Raw genomic sequence first — 19,357 nt, 5'->3', positions numbered from 1 at the left:
GGTGGACGTATCGGTCCCAATGCCTGTAATTTATGTCATTTCAGATGCACTTGGCGAGACGGCAGAGTTTGTTGGTCGGGCTGCTGCAGCACAATTTGTGGGGATCAAGACTCGCTTACGTCGAGTTCCTTATGTACGGGATGAAGCGCATCTGGAGGAAATTCTTGAAGAGGCTGTGGCTGAAGAGGCTATATTAGTTTATACTTTGGTGCTAAAAGGCCTTAGGGATTATTTAGAGAGAAGAGCTGCTGAGAGAGGTCTGAAAACGGTGGATATTTTAGGTCCGCTGATCGGAGCACTATCAGATCAAACCGGTCTTGAGCCTACTCACACTCCCAACATTATTCATCGCTTGGATGAGCAGTATTTCCGAAAAGTTGAGGCGATCGAATTCGCCGTCAAATACGATGACGGGAAAGACTCTCGAGGAGTTCTTTATGCGGATGTAGTCTTAATAGGGGTGTCCCGAACTTCCAAGACTCCTCTGAGTATGTATTTAGCTCATAAGGGGCTTAAAGCAGCGAATATCCCGTTGGTTCCGGAAGTAATTCCTCCGGATGAACTTTATGCGATCTCGCCGCGGAAAGTAATCGGTTTGACTCTGCGGCCTGAACTTTTGAATAAGATACGCACTGAACGCTTAAAAACTCTTGGGTTGGGCGCATCGGCAGATTACGCAAATTTAGAGCGGATTATGCAGGAGCTAGAGTATGCGCGGGGGATTATGAAACGCATAGGCTGTCCGGTCGTTGACGCAACAGGCAAAGCAGTTGAAGAGACTGCAAGCATCGTGTTAGAAATATTATTTAAGGGGGAGCGAAATGGCTAAGAAGTATGTTTATTTATTTCGAGAAGGAAATGCATCTATGCGCGACTTGCTGGGTGGAAAAGGAGCAAACCTAGCAGAGATGACGCAAATTGGGCTGCCGGTGCCTCCGGGGTTCACGATTACTACTGAAGCGTGCAATGAGTATTATGCTATTGGAGAGAATGTTCCGGATGGAACCTGGGATCAAGTTTGGCCGGCGTTGGCTGATGTAGAAGCGGCAACGGGAAAACAGTTTGGGGATAAAACAAATCCTCTGCTTGTTTCAGTAAGGTCTGGAGCCAAATTCTCTATGCCGGGCATGATGGATACGGTACTTAACCTTGGTCTGAATGATGATACGGTGGAAGCCTTAGCTGCAAACACCCAAAACGAGCGCTTTGCTTGGGATTGTTATCGGCGCTTTATCCAAATGTTTGGTGATGTGGTTCTTGAGGTAGAGCATTACTTATTTGAACAGATTTTAGAGACTGCTAAGGAGAAGCAAGGCGTTCGTTTTGATTCGGAGCTTTCTCCGGAAAGCCTGAAATGGATGGTCGGTGAGTACAAAAAACAGATACTTCGCAGTACAGGAAAGCCTTTCCCCATGGATCCCAAAGAGCAGCTGCAATTGGCGGTTTTAGCAGTTTTTCGAAGCTGGAATAATGACCGTGCCAACGTTTATCGCATCATCAATAATATTCCTCACGATATCGGAACGGCCGTTAACGTACAGTCCATGGTTTTTGGCAATATGGGCTCGGATTCGGGGACAGGGGTTGCCTTTACACGCAATCCATCCACGGGGGAAAAGGCGCTTTACGGAGAATATTTAATGAATGCCCAGGGTGAAGACGTGGTGGCGGGGATACGGACTCCCCAACCGATTGCTACTTTAGCTCAAGAAAATGCAGATATCTACAAACAGTTTGTGGAAAATTCTCAACGCTTGGAAGCTCATTATCGGGATATGCAGGATATCGAATTTACCATTGAACGGGGTAAATTGTACATGCTGCAAACCCGAAATGGTAAAAGAACCGCTTCAGCGGCTATCCGGGTGGCGGTAGATCTCTATCACGAGGGTGTGATTTCCAAAGAGGAAGCGATTATGCGCATCGAACCTCAGCAATTGGACCATTTACTGCACCGCCGGATGGATGGGGAAGCAAAACTTCAAGTTTTGGCAAAGGGTCTTCCGGCATCTCCCGGAGCAGCTTCCGGTAAGATTGTCTTTAGTGCTGAAGAGGCGGAACGTCAAGGACAACTGGGCGAAAAGGTTATTCTTGTCCGCACGGAAACAACTCCAGATGATATTCGAGGTATTTTAGCGGCTCAAGGAATTCTGACCAGCCGCGGCGGTATGACCAGCCATGCAGCGGTGGTATCCCGTCACATGGGAAAACCGGCAGTCTGCGGATGTGATGCTTTAAAAATTGACTATACACAAAAGCTCGTTGCTATCGAGGGTGTTGAATATCCGGAAGGATCTCTTTTCTCAATTGATGGTGCAACGGGTCGGGTTATAAAAGGCGAGGTTAAGATGGTTGATCCTGAGTTAAGCGAAGGGTTCAAAGAGTTCTTAGGCTGGGCTGATGAAATTTCCCGCTTAAAAGTTATGGCTAATGCTGATACTCCAGCCGAAGCAACTAATGCCCGTAATTTTGGTGCGGTAGGAATCGGCCTTACTCGTACTGAGCATATGTTTATGGATCCCGAGCGGATTCCCATAGTGCAGGAAATGATTCTAGCTCAAACATTGCAAGAGCGTGAAGTCGCTTTGGAAAAATTGCTGCCTATGCAGGAAGAAGATTTTTACGGTATTTTAAAAGCAATGGAGGGTTTCCCGGTAACGATTCGCCTCTTGGACCCGCCTTTGCATGAGTTTTTGCCGCACTCTGAAGAGCTGATTGTAGAGATTACGAAGCTTCGTATGTCTAAAAGCGATCCGAAAGCCTTAAGTGAAAAAGAGAGTTTACTGCGCAAAGTTCGCGCTCTTTCCGAACTTAATCCGATGTTAGGGCATCGCGGCTGTCGTCTGGGAGTTTCTTTCCCTGAAATTACAGTGATGCAGGCAAGAGCTATTTTCCAAGCCAGTGCCCGGTTAGTGAAGGAAGGCCGTGATATTCATCCGGAGGTTATGATTCCGCTTACTATGGGCAAGGAAGAGTTTGTGATGATGCGCAAACTCGTTGATGAGACAGCCCAGGCAGTGATGAGTGAACAAAATGTCAAGATCCCGTACCACGTGGGGACTATGATTGAGGTACCCAGGGCTGCCCTCCTGGCTGATGAGATCGGCAAAGTGGCTGACTTCTTCTCCTTTGGAACCAATGATTTGACCCAGATGACCATGGGCTTATCCCGTGATGATGCTCAGGGTAAATTCTTGCCGATTTATCTGGAAAAGAATCTTCTCAAAACAGATCCTTTCGTGGTACTGGACCGCGACGGAGTCGGCAAGTTAATTGATATGGCAGTGAAACTCGGCCGCAGCTCGAATTCAGGACTGAGCTTGGGCATTTGTGGAGAGCACGGCGGGGAACCGAACTCCGTGGAGTTCTGTCATATTGTTGGATTGAATTATGTTTCCTGTTCGCCGTTCAGAGTTCCGATTGCCCGCTTGGCGGCTGCTCAGGCGGCTGTAAACCAAGGGTAATTAGGTATAGACATAGCTTTCTAAGCCCTATACATCTGGGATTAGAAAGTATACGTGCAAAATAAAGTATGGGTATTGTCTTTTAGTGATTTTAAAAGACAGTACCCTATTTTTAAGCTGTTCCATTTTGAAGTAAAAAGAATATAATCAAAGCCTATAATCTCACAAGATATTACAACGAGATTATGGCAGGGGACGATCATGGGGCGTAGCTTGGCCAGCAATCTTTCTTTACTTTATATAGTTTAGTCGGGTAGCCCATTTAACAAAGGGGTTGGGCCACCGCGAACGGTGGCCCTTCTACTCGGAGCTGGCAGTGAAATTCCTCCGGCCTACCCGACGAAAGGTGAAGATTGTATCAGAGCCTTACCTTTTGCTATCGCGGGGATATGGGGAGGAGGCGAATGGATCTGGGATTATAGTTTCTCATAAACCTGTTCCATAATGAATTAAACTACTGGGGCAGTTTCAAGCTTTGTTAGATTTTCGTTAGCTTTAAGTTTTTTATCTAAATAACCAACAAGCAGAGGGCATAAAATTGCTGTGACGATGACTGCAGTCGCAATTTGTGCTGTAGCACTTGCCAGGAAAGGCTTTAGTGTAGCATCTGCTGCAACGATTGCTAGAGGAGTTGCTAATTGATTTCCAGCTGTATTGCCGATAGCAGCTGAAACGCCGGCTTTGTATCCCAATAAACTGTGTATGAAATATCCTGCCAAACCTGTTATTACTACAACGGATATGCCTAATATAATTCCTGGTATTCCAGCTTTAATAATATTTTGAAAGTTCATGCCAGCACCTAAGGCAAAGGCAAAGAAAGGAATTAAAGCATGTTGTCCTTGGCCTAAGAACTTTTTCAGGTCAGCATCTAAGTTTCCAAGAATAAAACCAACAATAACGGGTACAATTACGGCTACCATTGAGAGAATTGGGATGCTAGCTAGTCCACTGGCACCGAGGGCTATCATTGTAAAGAAAGCACCACCCGTTAAAGCGATCATAGCTCCAGCTCCAACATCATCACTAGTTCCAAATTGATCGGCCAGTGCTACATAAAGTCCCGTGTTAACACTGGAAAAGGCAGACATCCAAACCATGGGAGTGATTCCAAATAAACCTTGGGCACCAAATAGTTTGCCCACTGTGATAGCTATAGCTGCCCCAATGACAAATTTTATGATTACTGAAATAGTACCTCTTTTGATGGGAGTACCTGCTTGTTTAATAGAAATTTGAGAACCCATACAAAACAAGAACATACCGATTAAGGCCGAAGCTCCATCTTTGAATAACGCTTGAGTAAACCCACCAATAGTTAAAGCATGGGGGAAGAAGGTGTTGATAAGTGCACCTATGATTAGAGGCAGAACCATAAGACCGCCAGGAACTTTTTTCATTGTTTTTAAGATGGGAACTTGCATTGTTAAAACCCCCCAATTAATTTTATTGTCTTGCTACGCCGGATTGCCTCGCCGCTTTAGCAATTGCTGCCGCTACTTTTACTGCTATACCTTTGTCTAGGACACTTGGAATCACATTAGTTTCGTTTAAATCTTCTTCCTTTATATAACTGGCTATAGCATAAGCTGCGGCAAGCTTCATCTCCTCATTAATTTCGGTTGCTCTTACATCTAAGGCGCCTCGAAAGATACCTGGAAAGGCAAGGACATTATTGACTTGGTTAGGGTAATCAGAACGACCAGTACCAATCACTCTTGCGCCAGCAGCTTTAGCTTCCTCCGGCATTATTTCGGGAGTTGGGTTTGCCAAAGCGAAGAGAATTGAATCTTTATTCATGGAGGCAACCATCTCAGGGGTTACTATTCCTGGAGCGGAAACTCCTATAAAGACATCTGCACCTCGGAAGGCATCACTCAAGCTTCCTTTTAGGTTTTCTGGATTGGATATTTCGGCAAGGGCTGTTTTGGCATCATCGATTTTTTCCATTCCCCTGTAAAGAATTCCTACCCGGTCACAGGCAATTAGATTTTTTACTCCGGAAGAGAGCAACAGCTTGGAGATTGCTGTTCCTGCTGCACCGGCACCGTTTAGAACAACCTTCAAATCTTCAAGTTTCTTGCCAACGACTTTCGCAGCATTGATGAGTCCTGCAAGAACCACAATAGCTGTTCCATGTTGGTCATCGTGGAAAACAGGGATGTCTAATATTTTTTTGAGCTTTTCTTCCACCTCAAAGCATCTGGGAGCTCCAATATCCTCTAAGTTGATTCCCCCGAACCCTGGAGAAATTAATCTCACAACGTTAACGATTTCATCCACATTCGTAGTGTCTAAGCAAATTGGGAAGGCGTCTACATTGGCAAACTCTTTAAACAAGATTGCTTTTCCTTCCATAACTGGAAGACTAGCCTTAGGTCCGATATCTCCTAGGCCCAAGACAGCAGTTCCGTCGGTAACTACGGCTACTAAATTCCCTTTTGCTGTATACTTAAATACGTTTTCAGCATTTTCATAAATTTTTCTGCAAGGTTCCGCTACGCCGGGTGTATAGGCAAGACTTAGATCCTCTTTTGTTTTAATGTTTACTTTTGAGATAACTTCAATTTTGCCTGAATGTTTTTCATGAAGTTTTAAGCTTTTCTCGAAATAATTCGTGTTATTGCACTCCTTTTTTATAAATTTGTATCTAAAGGTATTTTGCTTCTTCATAATAAGTTTTTTCAGATAATTTGAACAGTTTAATTAACTATGTTAAGCGTTTTGTAACTAAACTAAATAAAGTAACTAAAAAAAACGAAAACCGGCCTGCCAGCCGGTTAAAAATACCTCTTTATTAAATTGTTTTCAGGCTTGATGCAGCGATGTTGATAGACCGGTCGACCGACCGAACCATATATAACTTCCATCTCGATAACTCCGATCTCCGTAAGGAAACCTAGGTATTTGCGCATCGATACCCGCGAAACCCCAACCCGGTTGGCCATTTCTTCGGTCGAAAACGAGCGTTCCTTCATTTCTTGGATGTTTTCCCAGACAGTCTTCAGAGTGTTACGGGTAAGTCCTTTGGGTAGTTCATTGAGTACAGGAAGCGGGTTCGGGTGAAGAAGTCGTTTATCCAATTCTGCTTGACTGAGCTTTTCTTGCCCCTTTGTCATCGTTACCCAGTCTCGGTAAGCGGCTAAAGCCGTATTGAAACGTTCGAATTCAAAGGGTTTGATTAAATAATCGACTGCTCCATAGCGCAAGGACTTCTTGATACTTTGACTATCACAAGCAGCGGATACGACAATAACATCAACCCCTTGACCCAGCTTTCGAATTTGAGCCAATAAATCGAATCCGTTCATACTTGGCATGAAGATATCAAGTAAGATCAAGTTGATCTCTTGACGATCTAAAATTTGTAAGGCGTCAGCAACCGAAGGGGCGACTGCGATTAACTCAAAGCCCCCGACTTGCTCAAGATAACGCCGATTAAATTCAGCGACCATAGGATCATCTTCTACGATTAAGACCTTAATCATACCATCTCATCCTTGCTCTTATAAGGTAAAGACACCTTGAACTGAGTTCCTTGACCTTCTTCTGAATCGATCTCGATACTCCCATTAAGCTTCTCCAGACTACGTTTCACTAAGTACAGTCCTAAGCCCCTGTTAGGTCCCTTGGTAGAATAGCCTTTGCTAAAGATTTGACGTTTAAGCTCATGGTTAATACCGGGCCCAGTATCGCTTACTTCAAGGATTATAACACCGTCTTCATAAGAAAAGTTAACGTCAATCCGTTTAAGTGGGGAATCAACGACCGCTTCTAGAGCATTATCGACCAAATTCCCAAACACGGTAACTAATTCGTGAATCATTTCTGGGTCTGCAGGTTCTGGTAAAAAGCTTTCTTCAAAGAGTACTAATTTTGCCCCAACCTCTCGAGCATAACTCATTTTCCCCAAAATAAAGCCAGCCAATACCGGATCTTTAATATGTCTTGCGATAAAACCAACGTCACTTTGATGCTGGTGAGCGATCCGACTGATGTACATGGAAAGCTGGTCATAATACTCCATATGGACCATACCGAGAATAACATGCAATTTATTCATAAATTCATGGGCCTGGGCGCGCAAGGCCTCTGCATAGAGGCGCACACCGGTTAATTCTTCGGCCATTTGCTTTAGTTCGGTTTTATCTCGGAACGTAGAAATGGCCCCGACATTTTTGCCGTTGACACAGAGCGGAATAACGTTGGTTACAAGCGTTATGCCAAACAGATTGAGTTCCTGATCGAATTCCGCACAACCTGTGTTCAATACGATTTCCATACGTGTGTAGGGTATACAGTCCGTTACCTTTTTTCCAACCGGATCCCCCGAAATGCCCGCCTGATTAAATAAGCGTAAGGCCTCAGCATTCACGAGTGTAATGCAGGAATCTTTGTCGATCGCCAAAATACCCTCCCTCACAGATTGCAGCATAGTACTGCGTTCCTCAAGCATTTTGGCTATTTCCTTCGGCTCTAAACCAAACATAATTTTTTTAATTTTGCGGGCTAGCAATAAGGCGCCGATAATTCCGACCAGTAATCCGAAGCCAACCCCAACATAAATAATCACACGACTCTGAGCTACAGCTTGGTTCACATTCCTGAGCGAGATTCCAACGGCCACTGCTCCTACTTGTTTACCGGAGGGAGTCACTATAGGGGCAAACGCCCGCAAGGACATGCCCAGAGTTCCTTTAGCATTAGAAATATACTCGTGACCCTGTAAAGCAGCCCCTTCGTCTCCCCCCACAAAGGGTTGACCGATTTTGGTGACGTCAGGATGAGATTTTCTGATCCCCTTCATATCCATGACAACAACAAACTCGACAGCAGTGATCTTTTGTATGTCATTAGCAAAGGGCTGAATTTCCGTTTCAGCTCTTTGTCCATTGAGAGCTTCATTTACAAGAGAAGAGTGGGCAACAATGCGTGCAATAGTCATCGCTTTATCGGCGAGATTTTGTTGGGTATTATCAGCAACCTTTTGACTAATGAGGCTGTCGGTTACTACTAAAGATAGAGCCACTACACCGCAAACAAGCAAAGTCATGATGGTCTGTAAACCAAAGAAAGGTTTACTCGTCCGCACGTTCTTCCCTCCAATATTTTTATTTGAAGTACCTGCCAAGAATAAATAAAGCGGAGCAGATTGTCAAGGTCCCCGTGTTATTAGAAGATACGCATCCTTAAAGGTTGCCGGGTATTCAATGTAGATTTATTGTTACCTCACGGTTTTACCTAGGAATCTTAACATAACAGGTACGCTAAAGTCGAGGTTTCCCACCAAGAGGAGTTCTTTTTGCCTTTAAAAGGGATAAAAAGAGATTAAATCGTACATTGGATTAAATGTCTTTCCTTCTTTATATTTTCTTTAAAATTCGATGTTATAGTTATTAAGAAGAATAATGAGGATAAGTCTAGGGGGAATAGAAGCTCATGACCAGGGAGGGTAAAAGATGCAAGAGGTTCTTCAAGTGGGTCCTATTTTGCTCAGAATTCAGTGGCTCATCATAGTTCTTTCAGCATTTGTGGGCTATTTTGTTATAAAGCACCGTTTGCAAAGAGCAGGATATGCAGATCAACGAATGATTGAAACGATCGAAAACAGTTTATATATTGCAGTTGCGGTATGGAAATTTAGCTTGATTCTTTTCGACCCGTTGACTGTTATTACTAATCCCTTAGCTTTACTCTATTTTTCAGGTGGGGAGCATGGGATCTGGTTAGCTGCGGCCGTTGTATGCAGCATTATTTATTTTCGGGCGCAGAAGGAAAATGTTTCAATTTGGGCTTACGGGGATTTGCTGGCCACCGGTTTTTTGGCTGCCATAGTGGTTTATGATTGGATGGATTGGGTTTTAAATAAACAATGGGTATGGGTTGATGGGAGTGAAATGATCATCTCCTTGCTCATTCTTCTGGTATTTTTCCGGAAGAGCAAAAAGATTGGCGAGCCTTATCAACTCACTCAGGCTCTTTTATGGTTTAGCCTGGGGCAAGTGTTTGTTCAGTTTTTAAACCCGCTCAAACGGAATGATTGGCTAGGATTTTCTCAGGAACAAATACTCTATTTAATCTTGGCTGTTCTTTGTCTTTGCCTTGATTGGTTTGCCGAGAAGAAAAGGCTTCATTTAAGTAAGCTAACTAATAAAAATTAGTAAGCTAACTAATAAAAACATGGGGGAGAGGTTTTGTGGAGAATGTTTCTGTGCTATTTGCTTTTACGGCAGGGATGTTATCGTTTTTATCACCGTGTGTATTTCCGCTTATCCCGGCTTATGTTGCGAATCTTACCGGTACAACGCTGGGGAACGACAAAATAGAGGTATCCAAGCGATTGTTGCTGGTCCGTTCTCTTAGTTTTATTATGGGATTTAGTTTAATTTTCGTGATGATGGGGACATCGGCCAGTGCCTTGGGGCAGATTTTTACTCATAACCGGGAGATCATTCAAAAAGTAAGTGGACTTTTGATCATTATCTTTGGGTTACAAATGGCGGGAATCCTAAAATTGCGTTTTCTGATGCTGGAAAAACGTTGGGAAGCGAAACAAACAGAGGATAAAAGTGTTTGGCGTTCTTTTATTTTGGGTATGTCTTTTGGAGCTGGTTGGACACCTTGTGTTGGTTTAGCGTTGTCTTCGATTCTCCTGTTGGCCGGAGCGGCCAATACTGTTTATAGTGGGATGACGATGCTTTTTGTTTATTCGTTGGGTCTGGGTATTCCCTTTCTGGCAATTTCAGTAATCATTACTTACTCTTTACGCTTTGTGAAAAAAATTAATCGGAGTTTGGGCCTGCTCTCTATTATTAACGGCTGGATTCTAATAGGCATGGGTCTATTGTTATTTACGGGTCAGTTGCAAAAGATCAGCGCTTGGCTGGCTAGTTTTAGCTTTTTTGCATAGTAGAAAGGAAGATTAAGCTGTGAAGAAATATTTAGCGGTTGCCGTTTTGATTGGACTGGTAATTTGGGGAGTTTATGACGTGCAAGGTAATAAGAGTAAGAGTCCGGATGCAAGATCTAATTCAGCGAGTGTGCAGAACACAAATGAAAAATCCGATTCAACCGGTGTGACAACAAAAATAGATCAAGGGCAGCCGTTAAAAGTCGGACTAGAAAAGGGAAATCTGGCGCCGGACTTTGAACTGGAGAATGCAGACGGAAAGGCCATAAAGCTCTCTAGTTTCAGAGGAAAAAAGGTCGTAGTTAACTTCTGGGCAAGTTGGTGCCCGCCCTGCCGCTTAGAGATACCGGAAATAGAGAAATATTATACACAAAATAAAAACACAGGGATTGAGATTTTGGGTGTCAATTTGACCACGGCAGAAAAAAGTCAGGCAACGGTGACATCCTTTATCAAGGCGAATAGTATTACATTTCCGGTACTTCTGGATAAAGATGGAGATGCAGCCCATTTATACGATATATCATCCATTCCTGCCAGTTTCATCCTGGATTCACGGGGGGTCATTCAGGAGAAAGTTGTCGGACCTATGACCTATGATTCAATGCAAGAAATGTTGGGTAGGATAAAATAAGGCAGTCGTTTTTTATGAGATAACGGAGCAAGATATCATGGCGCAAGATATTGCTGAATGGGTGGAGGCGTATACATGGAGTCCAAGGGGAAATCAGTTCTCATTGTCGAAGACGATGCTAAAATCCGCCAATTGGTCAAATTGTACTTGGAAAAAGAAGGTTATGAAGCCTTGGAAGCAGAAGACGGAGAAGATGCTTTGGACAAGTTTAAACAATTTGACCCCTGTTTGGTGATTCTCGATCTTATGTTACCCAAGTTAAGCGGAGAAGAAGTATGTACAATGATCCGATCAGACTTGAAAAGCACAGTACCCATTATCATGTTGACAGCCAAAGTCGAAGAGGCTGAACGTATCCAGGGGTTGAAAATGGGTGCGGATGATTATGTTACTAAGCCTTTCAGCCCACAGGAATTGGTGACAAGAGTTGAGGTCGTCTTGCGGCGCACCGCTCAGCGCTGCAGGAAAATAACCTACAGGGGTCTTACTCTGAAACCGTTAAAGGGAGAAATCCATTACAAAGGAGAGTCCATTATTTTGACTCACCATGAATTTCGCTTGCTCTACTTTCTCATGAGTCATGCCAACCAGATTTTGACTAGGGAACAAATTATGGAAGAACTTTATCCTCATCAGGAAAAAATAGTTACAGAAAGAACCGTCGACGTTCATATAGGTAAACTACGGGAAAAACTCAGATATGACGGTAACAGTGAAATCATTGAAACAGTTAGGGGAATGGGGTATCGCTTTGTTGCCTTCTAAGAAATGGTTCTTTTGGCAGAGAAGTCTTCTGGTTAAGTTAATGCTAATTAACCTACTCGTGATTGCTATTGTCATTTGGCTGGCAGGCGTGTCGGTAAAGGATTTTGCTTGTTTGCTTAATAAACAATATCAAGTGATTGGCGGAGTACCGAGCAATTTGTTTGACCGACCTCTGCAATTTTATCTCATACGGGCTAGTGTTCTGGCGGTCATCGTGGCCGGTATCCTCTACTATTTCTTAGTTAGGAAGTTAACCTTGCCGTTGCAGTACTTAGGAACTTCTGCTCAAAAGATGGCCAGAGGGGAGTTTTTGCCTTGCCGACCAATTTCATCTAAAGATGAAGTTGGTCGTCTTATTTCGGATTTTAATTATTTATCCACTAAACTACAGCAGACGGAAAAACTCCGAAAAAAAGTGGTGAGCGATATAGCTCATGAACTAAGGACTCCTCTTACGAATCTTACAGGATATCTGGAGGCTTTAAACACCGGCGTGATTCAGGGAAACCCGGAACTTTACCGTTCCTTGCATGAGGAAGCGCTGCATTTAACCGGTTTGGTGGAGGAACTTCATCAATTAAATATTTGGGAATCGAAAAGACTGGGGTGGAACGAGCTGCAGACTATCCCAGTAGAGAATATTCTGGTATCGACGTTAAAAATTTTTGAACTTGAGTTCCATCAAAGGCACTTAAACGTAGAATCCAATATCCAAGCTGCTAATATTTTAGGAAATAAAGAGGGCCTCAAACAGGTGATCACTAATTTACTAAAAAATGTTCTGAAATATGATCGGGGCGGCTGGGTAAAGATCGAGGGGGAAATTGAGAATTCTTTTTATAAAGTCGTGGTGACTAATTGGGGGCAACCCATTCCTGAAGATAAAGCGGATCAAGTGTTTGAGCGTTTTTACCGGTTGGATTCCTCTCGTAATCGAAAGACTGGAGGAGTGGGCCTGGGGTTAGCTATTGTTAAGGAAATTATTGATCAGCACCGAGGAGCGGTGGGTTTAATTTCTAGGGAAGACGAACATTCTTTTTGGTTTACAGTACCCTTAGCAAATGGTCAAGAGGAGAATTGATCGATAGAAGCCGGCAAATTCAGGCGGGCTGAAAATCAGGAGATCACAAGGTTTTTGGCTCTTTATAGCGAATCTTAGTTTAAGGAGATAATAAAACGGAACCTAACCTAACCAAAATCTCTCCATTCGTTCGTGCTAAAATCATAATTATCAATCTTATAGTTAATTGGGGGAGGTTGGCTATTACATGTATAGGGAGTTACTCCGATATGAAAGCTGATATGAAAACTCAAGAATCTGTTGTAGAAATTAACTTTGAGGATCGTCCTGGTTTAGGTTTTGAAATATTCAAACGGTTTGAAGACCATCACATTGACAAAATAGGTATGGAGGTTGTCCCCCAACAAGGGATGGTGATTAAGTTCTGCTTTACCAGTGAGCAGGATACTCAATCCTTAATTTGTGATTTGGAAACTGTCCCAGGGGTTAAATCAGTTAAACTCAGGGATTATATGCCGTATGAACATCGGGAACATGAGCTAAGAACAATCCTTAACTCAGTCAATGAAGGTATTATTGCTGTCAATAAGGAGGGAATAATTACCCATATCAATCAAGTAGCAAGTGAGATCTTTCATCAACGAATTGAGGATACTGTCGGGATGAAAGCTGAAGTTCTTTTTGAGGCGGATCCCTCAATTTTTGAAACTCTCAAAACGGGTAAACCCTATAGTCTAAAGGAACGGAAAATTCAGAAGGGAAAAAGGGTCATTCATTTTCTAACCAGTGGAGTGCCGGTGATTAACGATAAGGGCCATATTATCGGAGAAGTTATTACCATTAAGGATTTTCGACAAGTTGAGGAGATCATATCGAAGATCGATCGCCAAACGAAAGTCACCACGTTTGAGCAGATTATCTGCCAAAGCCCATTGATGCAGCAGCTTATCGATACATCCAAAATGGTTGCTAAAGGGAATTCAACCATTCTATTACGCGGAGAAAGTGGGACAGGTAAGGAGATGTTTGCCAAAGCAATTCATTTTGAGAGTCCCCGCTCAAAGGCTCCTTTCATCCCGATTAACTGTGCTGCCCTTCCCGATACGCTGCTGGAAAGTGAACTCTTTGGCTATGAAGAAGGGGCATTTACCGGAGCAGTCAAAGGCGGGAAAAAGGGTCTTTTCGAGCAGGCAAATGGCGGAACATTATTTCTTGATGAGATCGGAGAAGTTTCCTTACCGGTTCAGGTTCGCTTGCTGCGGGTTCTGCAAGAGGGGACGATACGACGGGTCGGTGGGAGCAAAGAAATTTCTGTTGATGTTCGAATCATAGCGGCCACCCATCGCAATTTAGAAGTCATGATTCAAGATTCCCTGTTCAGGGAGGATTTGTATTACCGGTTAAATGTCATTCCTCTGAGAATTCCGCCGCTTCGAGACCGTTCAGAGGATATCCCTCTTATTGCCCAGTCCTTAATCCGGAAGATTTCTGGCAAGCTAGGCAAGAGCCAGGTTTATTTGACGAGAGAAAGCATGGATTTACTCGTTGAGCAAGCCTGGCCGGGAAATGTTCGGCAGCTTGAAAATATGCTTGAACGAATTATTAACATCACGGACACAACTGAAATAAAACCAGAGTCTTTCTACCAATGGACGGATCTCACGCCACCACCCTCAACTCTTACGACAGAACAGGAACAGTTCATAATCAAAATTCCTCTGCCGAAGCAATGGCCGCCCCTCAAAGAAATTGTTAATGAGGTTGAAAAGCAAGTCCTGGAAAAGGTTCTCGAAAGTCATCAGTCCTCGCGTAAGGCGGGGCAGGTTCTGGGGGTTTCGAATACAACTATCCTTAATAAGGTCAAGGAATATGGGCTTAAAATAAAACAAGAGTGATAAGGTTATTTATCAGTGATAAGAAAACTTGTCACTTTTTTTTATCATTATTTTAGCCCGGCAGTATAATTCGACATCAAAGGCGTAATTTTCTTATTTTTTGGACTTGGCATATGAATTGCACTATTTAGACCTAGGTATTCTAAATACGTGAAAGGAGCAACTGTATGAGCACAAATCAAGACCATGATATGCAGCGGGGACTTAAGAACCGGCATATCCAAATGATTGCTCTTGGGGGAGCAATTGGCACCGGGTTATTTTATGGTTCGGCAGAAACTATTAAATTGGCCGGTCCTGCGATTACCCTGTCTTACATGATTGGAGGTTTCGTTATTTTCTTAATCATGAGGATGTTAGGGGAAATGTCCGTAGACGAACCGGTGTCTGGTTCATTTAGTCATTTTGCTTACAAATATTGGGGGGAATTTCCTGGATTTCTTTCCGGATGGAATTATTGGTTTAATTATGTGATCGTAAGTATGGCTGAATTGACTGCCGTAGGAATTTATATTAATTATTGGTTTCCGAGCATCCCGCATTGGGCTTCGGCGCTATTCTTTTTAATTATTATCACAGCAGCTAATCTTGTAAACGTAAAAATGTACGGCGAGTTCGAATTTTGGTTTGCCATCATTAAAGTTGTTGCCATTCTTGGGATGATTATTTTTGGACTCTTGCTTATTTTTACGAAGATCAATGGACAAGCTACAGGGTTCAGTAACCTTTGGATACATGGAGGGTATATTGCCACAGGCTGGTGGGGGGTAATTCTCTCTCTGGTGCCGGTTATGTTTAGTTTTGGAGGTATCGAGCTTATCGGAATTACGGCCGGTGAGGCAGATAATCCTAAGAAGACGATTCCTAAGGCGATTAACCAGGTTATGTGGCGGATTCTAATTTTCTATGTTGGGGCTTTAACGGTTATGATGATTCTGTATCCCTGGAATCAAGTAGGTATGGACGGAAGTCCCTTCGTGCAAATATTTTCTAAGATGGGTATCCCTGCAGCCGCCTCGATTCTTAATGTCGTAGTTTTAACAGCGGCTCTCTCAGTGTACAACAGTGGTATCTACAGCAATGGCCGTATGCTGTACAGCCTAGCCCAGCAAGGAAACGCTCCCAAGTCCTTTGCTAAACTAAACAGTAATGGCATACCTGTAAGGGGAGTCTTGATCTCGTCTGCGTTAACCTTAGTTGCAGTTATTTTGAACTATTTGATTCCCGGCAAGATTTTCATGTATTTGATGTCGATAGCCATCATTGCAGGGATTATTAACTGGACTATGATCATCTTTACAAACTTAAAATTCCGTAAAGCAAAGGGACAAGCCGCAGACAATCTGGAATTTAAAACACCTCTGCATCCCATTTCCAACTACGCAGCGTTCATCTTTCTAGCTATTGTGGTAGCTCTTATGAGTACGATTAACGACATGAAAATGGCTGTTTATATTCTTCCGGTCTGGATTTTGGTTTTATGGATAGGATTTAAATTTAAGAAGTCATCGGAGTCAAAAATATCCCCTGCTCAAAAGGCAAAATAACTGGGCAGCTTGCTTGACCTAAAATTGGCACGTATTTTGCAATATTGATTTACCGATTATCGAAAATTAGCAATTTAAAGGAGGATTTATGATTATGAGAAAGGCTGAACCTTTTCGCATTAAAATGGTCGAACCTATTCGGATGATTTCCCGTGAAGAGCGTATTCAAAAATTGAAGGAAGCGGGTTACAACCCATTTCTGCTCAAATCTGAAGACGTTTATATTGATCTTCTTACAGACTCCGGTACAGGTGCGATGAGTGACAAACAGTGGTCGGCGCTTATGCTTGGAGATGAAGCCTATGCTGGAAGCAAGTCATTCTATAAAGTTAAGGAAGCAGTAAAAGATATCTTTGACTACGATTTTGTAATTCCGACCCATCAAGGCCGCGGTGCGGAGCAAGTTCTCTTTCCTCATCTTATGGGTCATAAAGGTCAATATGTTCTAGGGAATATGCATTTCGACACGACGATGGCTCATATCGAATTAAACGGTATGATTCCAGTTAACTTAGTTATTGAGGACGCTTTTGATACGCAGAAAGAGCATCCCTTTAAAGGTAATTTCGATCTTGAAAAGCTGGAACATTTTATTAGCGAAAAAGGACCTGAAAATATTGCCTTTATTATTATAACGGTCACGTGTAACTCTGCCGGCGGTCAGCCGGTGTCCATGGAGAACGTAAAGGGCGTCAAAAAAATCGCCGACAAATATGGACTGAAACTTAACTTTGACTCTGCCCGTTTTGCTGAAAACGCTTACTTTATCAAAAAGCGTGAAAAAGGCTATGCCGATAAGAGCATTAAGGAAATCGTTCGGGAAATGTATGCCATGGGCGACTACTTTACAATGAGTGCCAAAAAGGATGCCATTGTCAATATGGGTGGTATGATTGGTATCAAAAATGACGAAGAAATGTATAAAGCTGCTTCTGCCACCTGCGTACCTATGGAAGGTTTCGTAACTTATGGAGGACTCTCCGGACGCGATATGGAGGCTCTCGCAGTCGGCCTGCAGGAAGGTCTGGATGTTGAATATCTGGAAAGCCGTATCGGACAAGTTGAGTACTTGGGAGAAGAACTTCGTAAACGTGGTATTCCGATTCAATGGCCTGTTGGCGGACATGCTGTATTTGTAGATGCCGGTAAATTTCTTCCCCATATTCCGGCGGAACAGTTCCCGGCCCAAGCTCTCTGTAATGAACTTTACATTGAAGCAGGTGTTCGGCCCGTTGAAGTCGGTTCACTGCTGCTCGGCCGTGATCCCCTGACAGGAGAACAGAAAAAGGCTGACGTTGATTTCATGCGCTTAACCATTCCTCGTCGAGTTTACACCGATCGTCATATGGATGTTGTTGTTGATGCTTTGACAGCAATTTGGGAACGGCGTGATCAAATCAAAGGTTTAGAATTCACTTATGAACCTAAGGTTCTTCGCCACTTCCTTTGCAATTTAAAACCTATTGAAGGATAAATAGTCTATACGTTTCTAATATAGTTTTCGGGCGCGGTGAACGGTCATTGCGCCCATTTTTTCAGCCTTAACCAGTGAACACAAAACCTTAATTGGGGAGGAAGAGAAATGACGGAAAGAGGCACATGGGATCTTAAAAAGGGTTTGGCAGAGATGCTTAAGGGTGGAGTCATTATGGATGTTACGACTCCCGAACAAGCAAAAATCGCCGAAGAGGCCGGAGCGTGTGCAGTGATGGCTCTTGAACGGGTTCCGGCAGATATTCGTGCTGCCGGCGGGGTGGCCAGAATGGCTGATCCAACGGTGATCCAACGCATCATGGAGGTTGTAACTATCCCTGTCATGGCTAAAGCGCGGATTGGTCATTTTGTGGAGGCTCAGATCTTAGAGTCTTTAGGGGCTGACTACATCGACGAAAGTGAAGTGTTGACACCGGCTGATGAAGAGTTCCATATCAATAAACATAATTTTACTGTACCCTTTGTTTGTGGGGCGCGGAATTTAGGCGAAGCTCTGCGGCGTATAGGGGAAGGAGCTGCTATGATCCGAACCAAAGGAGAACCTGGGACGGGGAATGTGGTTGAAGCAGTACGGCATATGCGAATGGTGATGGGAGAGATTCGGCGTCTCCAAAATTTGCCTAAAGAAGAACTTATGACTGCAGCTAAAAATTTTGGGGCCCCTTATGAGTTAGTAGTTAAAGTAGCCGAATTAGGAAAGCTTCCGGTTGTAAACTTCGCAGCGGGGGGGATCGCTACTCCAGCTGATGCAGCGCTTATGATGCAATTGGGATGTGACGGGGTGTTTGTTGGTTCAGGGATATTCAAGTCTGACAACCCCGGGGCACGTGCTAGAGCAATCGTTGCCGCGACCACTCATTTCCGAGACAAAGATGTATTGGCCGCAGTTTCGAAAGACCTTGGAGAAGCCATGCCGGGGCTTGAAATTTCTGCTCTTGCTCAAAACGAACGTATGGCAGAGAGAGGTTGGTAAGTGCGGGTATAGTGACAGCTCTCAAAGTTTCTGCGTTCAATACATTGAGCGTTTCTTTACGAATAAAGTAAGAGTACTGCCTTTTAATGATTTTGTAGACAGTACTCTTTTTTTTATTACAAATGAAAAATATTAATTGGCGAAGTAAATGTAAAATAAATGTAACCTATTGACCTTTTAAACACTCTATAATATGCAGGAAGGTCAAATCAATATAATGGTCTACATGGGAGAGGAACGCTATGTCGATTTCTGAAAGGTAGTTAAAAAAAATTGTTTTCACGAGTTGACTCCCTCAGATACAAAAGGAATGGATGCATACTGGAGGCAGCGAGCTTTTGTCGATCATATAGAAATCCTAAAAGTTTTATATATCAAGGTCTCGAAGATTTATAATAAAATGAAATCAGGTTGGATCGTCCTTAAGTAAATTCTGAGGAAAATACACTTTTTAATTAATTATTAACAAAAAGTTGATAGAAATTTTATGGATTAAACCTCTTGTTTAAAGCTTAATATTTAGTAAAATATTAAGTTTTTATTAAGGACAAAATGTTACATATTGTGACAAAGATATACAAAGCAAAATGATATAATTCATTTAATAAATACGAAAGAAGTGATAATCTCGTTATGTCTCTAAGAAAAAGAAAT

At 43.0% G+C, this 19,357-nt stretch carries 15 protein-coding genes; 11 read left to right on the top strand and 4 right to left on the bottom strand.

Annotation, left to right across the window (positions count from 1 at the left end):
- Positions 1-19: 19 nt before the first annotated feature.
- Entirely contained in the window at positions 20-829 is an 810-nt protein-coding gene (locus tag DESACI_RS19030; RefSeq protein WP_041276637.1) for a pyruvate, water dikinase regulatory protein, read from the top strand.
- Positions 822-3,464, top strand: a complete 2,643-nt coding sequence (gene ppdK / locus DESACI_RS19025; protein ID WP_014828841.1) for a pyruvate, phosphate dikinase — start codon at positions 822-824, stop codon at positions 3,462-3,464. Before DESACI_RS19030 ends, ppdK begins: the two co-directional genes overlap by 8 nt.
- A 449-nt stretch (positions 3,465-3,913) precedes the next feature.
- Here the strand turns inward: ppdK and DESACI_RS19020 are convergent, their stop codons facing one another.
- The 4 genes from DESACI_RS19020 to dcuS form a co-directional block, all read right to left on the bottom strand.
- On the bottom strand, positions 3,914-4,888 hold the full coding sequence (locus tag DESACI_RS19020; RefSeq protein WP_014828840.1) for a 2-keto-3-deoxygluconate permease: 975 nt from the start codon (positions 4,886-4,888) through the stop codon (positions 3,914-3,916).
- Positions 4,889-4,910: 22 nt separating this feature from the next.
- Positions 4,911-6,137 carry an NAD(P)-dependent malic enzyme gene (locus DESACI_RS19015; protein WP_014828839.1) on the bottom strand — a complete coding sequence of 409 codons (1,227 nt, stop codon included), beginning with the start codon at positions 6,135-6,137 and terminating at the stop codon, positions 4,911-4,913.
- Positions 6,138-6,244: 107 nt separating this feature from the next.
- Positions 6,245-6,952: a response regulator gene (locus DESACI_RS19010; RefSeq protein WP_014828838.1), complete on the bottom strand. Its 708-nt coding sequence runs from the start codon at positions 6,950-6,952 to the stop codon at positions 6,245-6,247.
- Positions 6,949-8,556, bottom strand: a complete 1,608-nt coding sequence (dcuS, locus tag DESACI_RS19005) for a DcuS/MalK family sensor histidine kinase (protein ID WP_014828837.1) — start codon at positions 8,554-8,556, stop codon at positions 6,949-6,951. Before dcuS ends, DESACI_RS19010 begins: the two co-directional genes overlap by 4 nt.
- 367 nt (positions 8,557-8,923) lie before the next feature.
- Between dcuS and DESACI_RS19000 the strand changes: the two genes are divergently transcribed.
- From DESACI_RS19000 to pdxS, 9 genes are all read left to right on the top strand, one after another.
- A complete protein-coding gene (locus DESACI_RS19000) occupies positions 8,924-9,625 on the top strand; it encodes a chlorophyll a-b binding domain-containing protein (RefSeq protein WP_014828836.1) in 702 nt (233 codons plus the stop codon).
- Positions 9,626-9,660: 35 nt separating this feature from the next.
- Positions 9,661-10,374, top strand: a complete 714-nt coding sequence (locus tag DESACI_RS18995) for a cytochrome c biogenesis CcdA family protein (protein ID WP_014828835.1) — start codon at positions 9,661-9,663, stop codon at positions 10,372-10,374.
- Positions 10,375-10,393: 19 nt separating this feature from the next.
- On the top strand, positions 10,394-11,008 hold the full coding sequence (locus tag DESACI_RS18990) for a peroxiredoxin family protein (protein ID WP_014828834.1): 615 nt from the start codon (positions 10,394-10,396) through the stop codon (positions 11,006-11,008).
- A 75-nt stretch (positions 11,009-11,083) separates the two neighbouring features.
- A complete protein-coding gene (locus DESACI_RS18985; RefSeq protein WP_014828833.1) occupies positions 11,084-11,773 on the top strand; it encodes a response regulator in 690 nt (229 codons plus the stop codon).
- A complete protein-coding gene (locus DESACI_RS18980) occupies positions 11,709-12,854 on the top strand; it encodes a sensor histidine kinase (protein ID WP_202947860.1) in 1,146 nt (381 codons plus the stop codon). Before DESACI_RS18985 ends, DESACI_RS18980 begins: the two co-directional genes overlap by 65 nt.
- A gap of 221 nt (positions 12,855-13,075) precedes the next feature.
- A complete protein-coding gene (locus DESACI_RS18975; protein ID WP_041276635.1) occupies positions 13,076-14,689 on the top strand; it encodes a sigma 54-interacting transcriptional regulator in 1,614 nt (537 codons plus the stop codon).
- A gap of 167 nt (positions 14,690-14,856) precedes the next feature.
- Entirely contained in the window at positions 14,857-16,236 is a 1,380-nt protein-coding gene (locus DESACI_RS18970) for an amino acid permease (RefSeq protein WP_014828830.1), read from the top strand.
- 91 nt (positions 16,237-16,327) lie between these two features.
- A complete protein-coding gene (locus tag DESACI_RS18965; RefSeq protein ID WP_041276634.1) occupies positions 16,328-17,710 on the top strand; it encodes a tryptophanase in 1,383 nt (460 codons plus the stop codon).
- 108 nt (positions 17,711-17,818) lie between these two features.
- Positions 17,819-18,703: a pyridoxal 5'-phosphate synthase lyase subunit PdxS gene (gene pdxS / locus DESACI_RS18960; protein WP_014828828.1), complete on the top strand. Its 885-nt coding sequence runs from the start codon at positions 17,819-17,821 to the stop codon at positions 18,701-18,703.
- Positions 18,704-19,357: the final 654 nt, after the last annotated feature.

The organism is Desulfosporosinus acidiphilus SJ4 (assembly GCF_000255115.2).
Taxonomy (GTDB): Bacteria; Bacillota; Desulfitobacteriia; order Desulfitobacteriales; family Desulfitobacteriaceae; genus Desulfosporosinus; species Desulfosporosinus acidiphilus.
Note: the sequence above shows the minus strand (reverse complement) of the source record. Positions and strands in the feature narration are given on the sequence as shown.

Excerpts from the sequence above, each read along its gene's own strand:
- DESACI_RS18970 (WP_014828830.1), top strand. The coding sequence starts at position 14,857 with ATGAGCACAAATCAAGACCATGATATGCAGCGGGGACTTAAGAACCGG.
- DESACI_RS18980 (WP_202947860.1), top strand. The coding sequence starts at position 11,709 with ATGACGGTAACAGTGAAATCATTGAAACAGTTAGGGGAATGGGGTATC.
- pdxS (WP_014828828.1), top strand. The coding sequence starts at position 17,819 with ATGACGGAAAGAGGCACATGGGATCTTAAAAAGGGTTTGGCAGAGATG.
- DESACI_RS18975 (WP_041276635.1), top strand. The coding sequence starts at position 13,076 with ATGAAAACTCAAGAATCTGTTGTAGAAATTAACTTTGAGGATCGTCCT.
- DESACI_RS19020 (WP_014828840.1), bottom strand. The coding sequence starts at position 4,888 with ATGCAAGTTCCCATCTTAAAAACAATGAAAAAAGTTCCTGGCGGTCTT.
- DESACI_RS18985 (WP_014828833.1), top strand. The coding sequence starts at position 11,084 with ATGGAGTCCAAGGGGAAATCAGTTCTCATTGTCGAAGACGATGCTAAA.
- DESACI_RS19010 (WP_014828838.1), bottom strand. The coding sequence starts at position 6,952 with ATGATTAAGGTCTTAATCGTAGAAGATGATCCTATGGTCGCTGAATTT.
- DESACI_RS19000 (WP_014828836.1), top strand. The coding sequence starts at position 8,924 with ATGCAAGAGGTTCTTCAAGTGGGTCCTATTTTGCTCAGAATTCAGTGG.
- DESACI_RS19030 (WP_041276637.1), top strand. The coding sequence starts at position 20 with ATGCCTGTAATTTATGTCATTTCAGATGCACTTGGCGAGACGGCAGAG.
- ppdK (WP_014828841.1), top strand. The coding sequence starts at position 822 with ATGGCTAAGAAGTATGTTTATTTATTTCGAGAAGGAAATGCATCTATG.
- DESACI_RS19015 (WP_014828839.1), bottom strand. The coding sequence starts at position 6,137 with ATGAAGAAGCAAAATACCTTTAGATACAAATTTATAAAAAAGGAGTGC.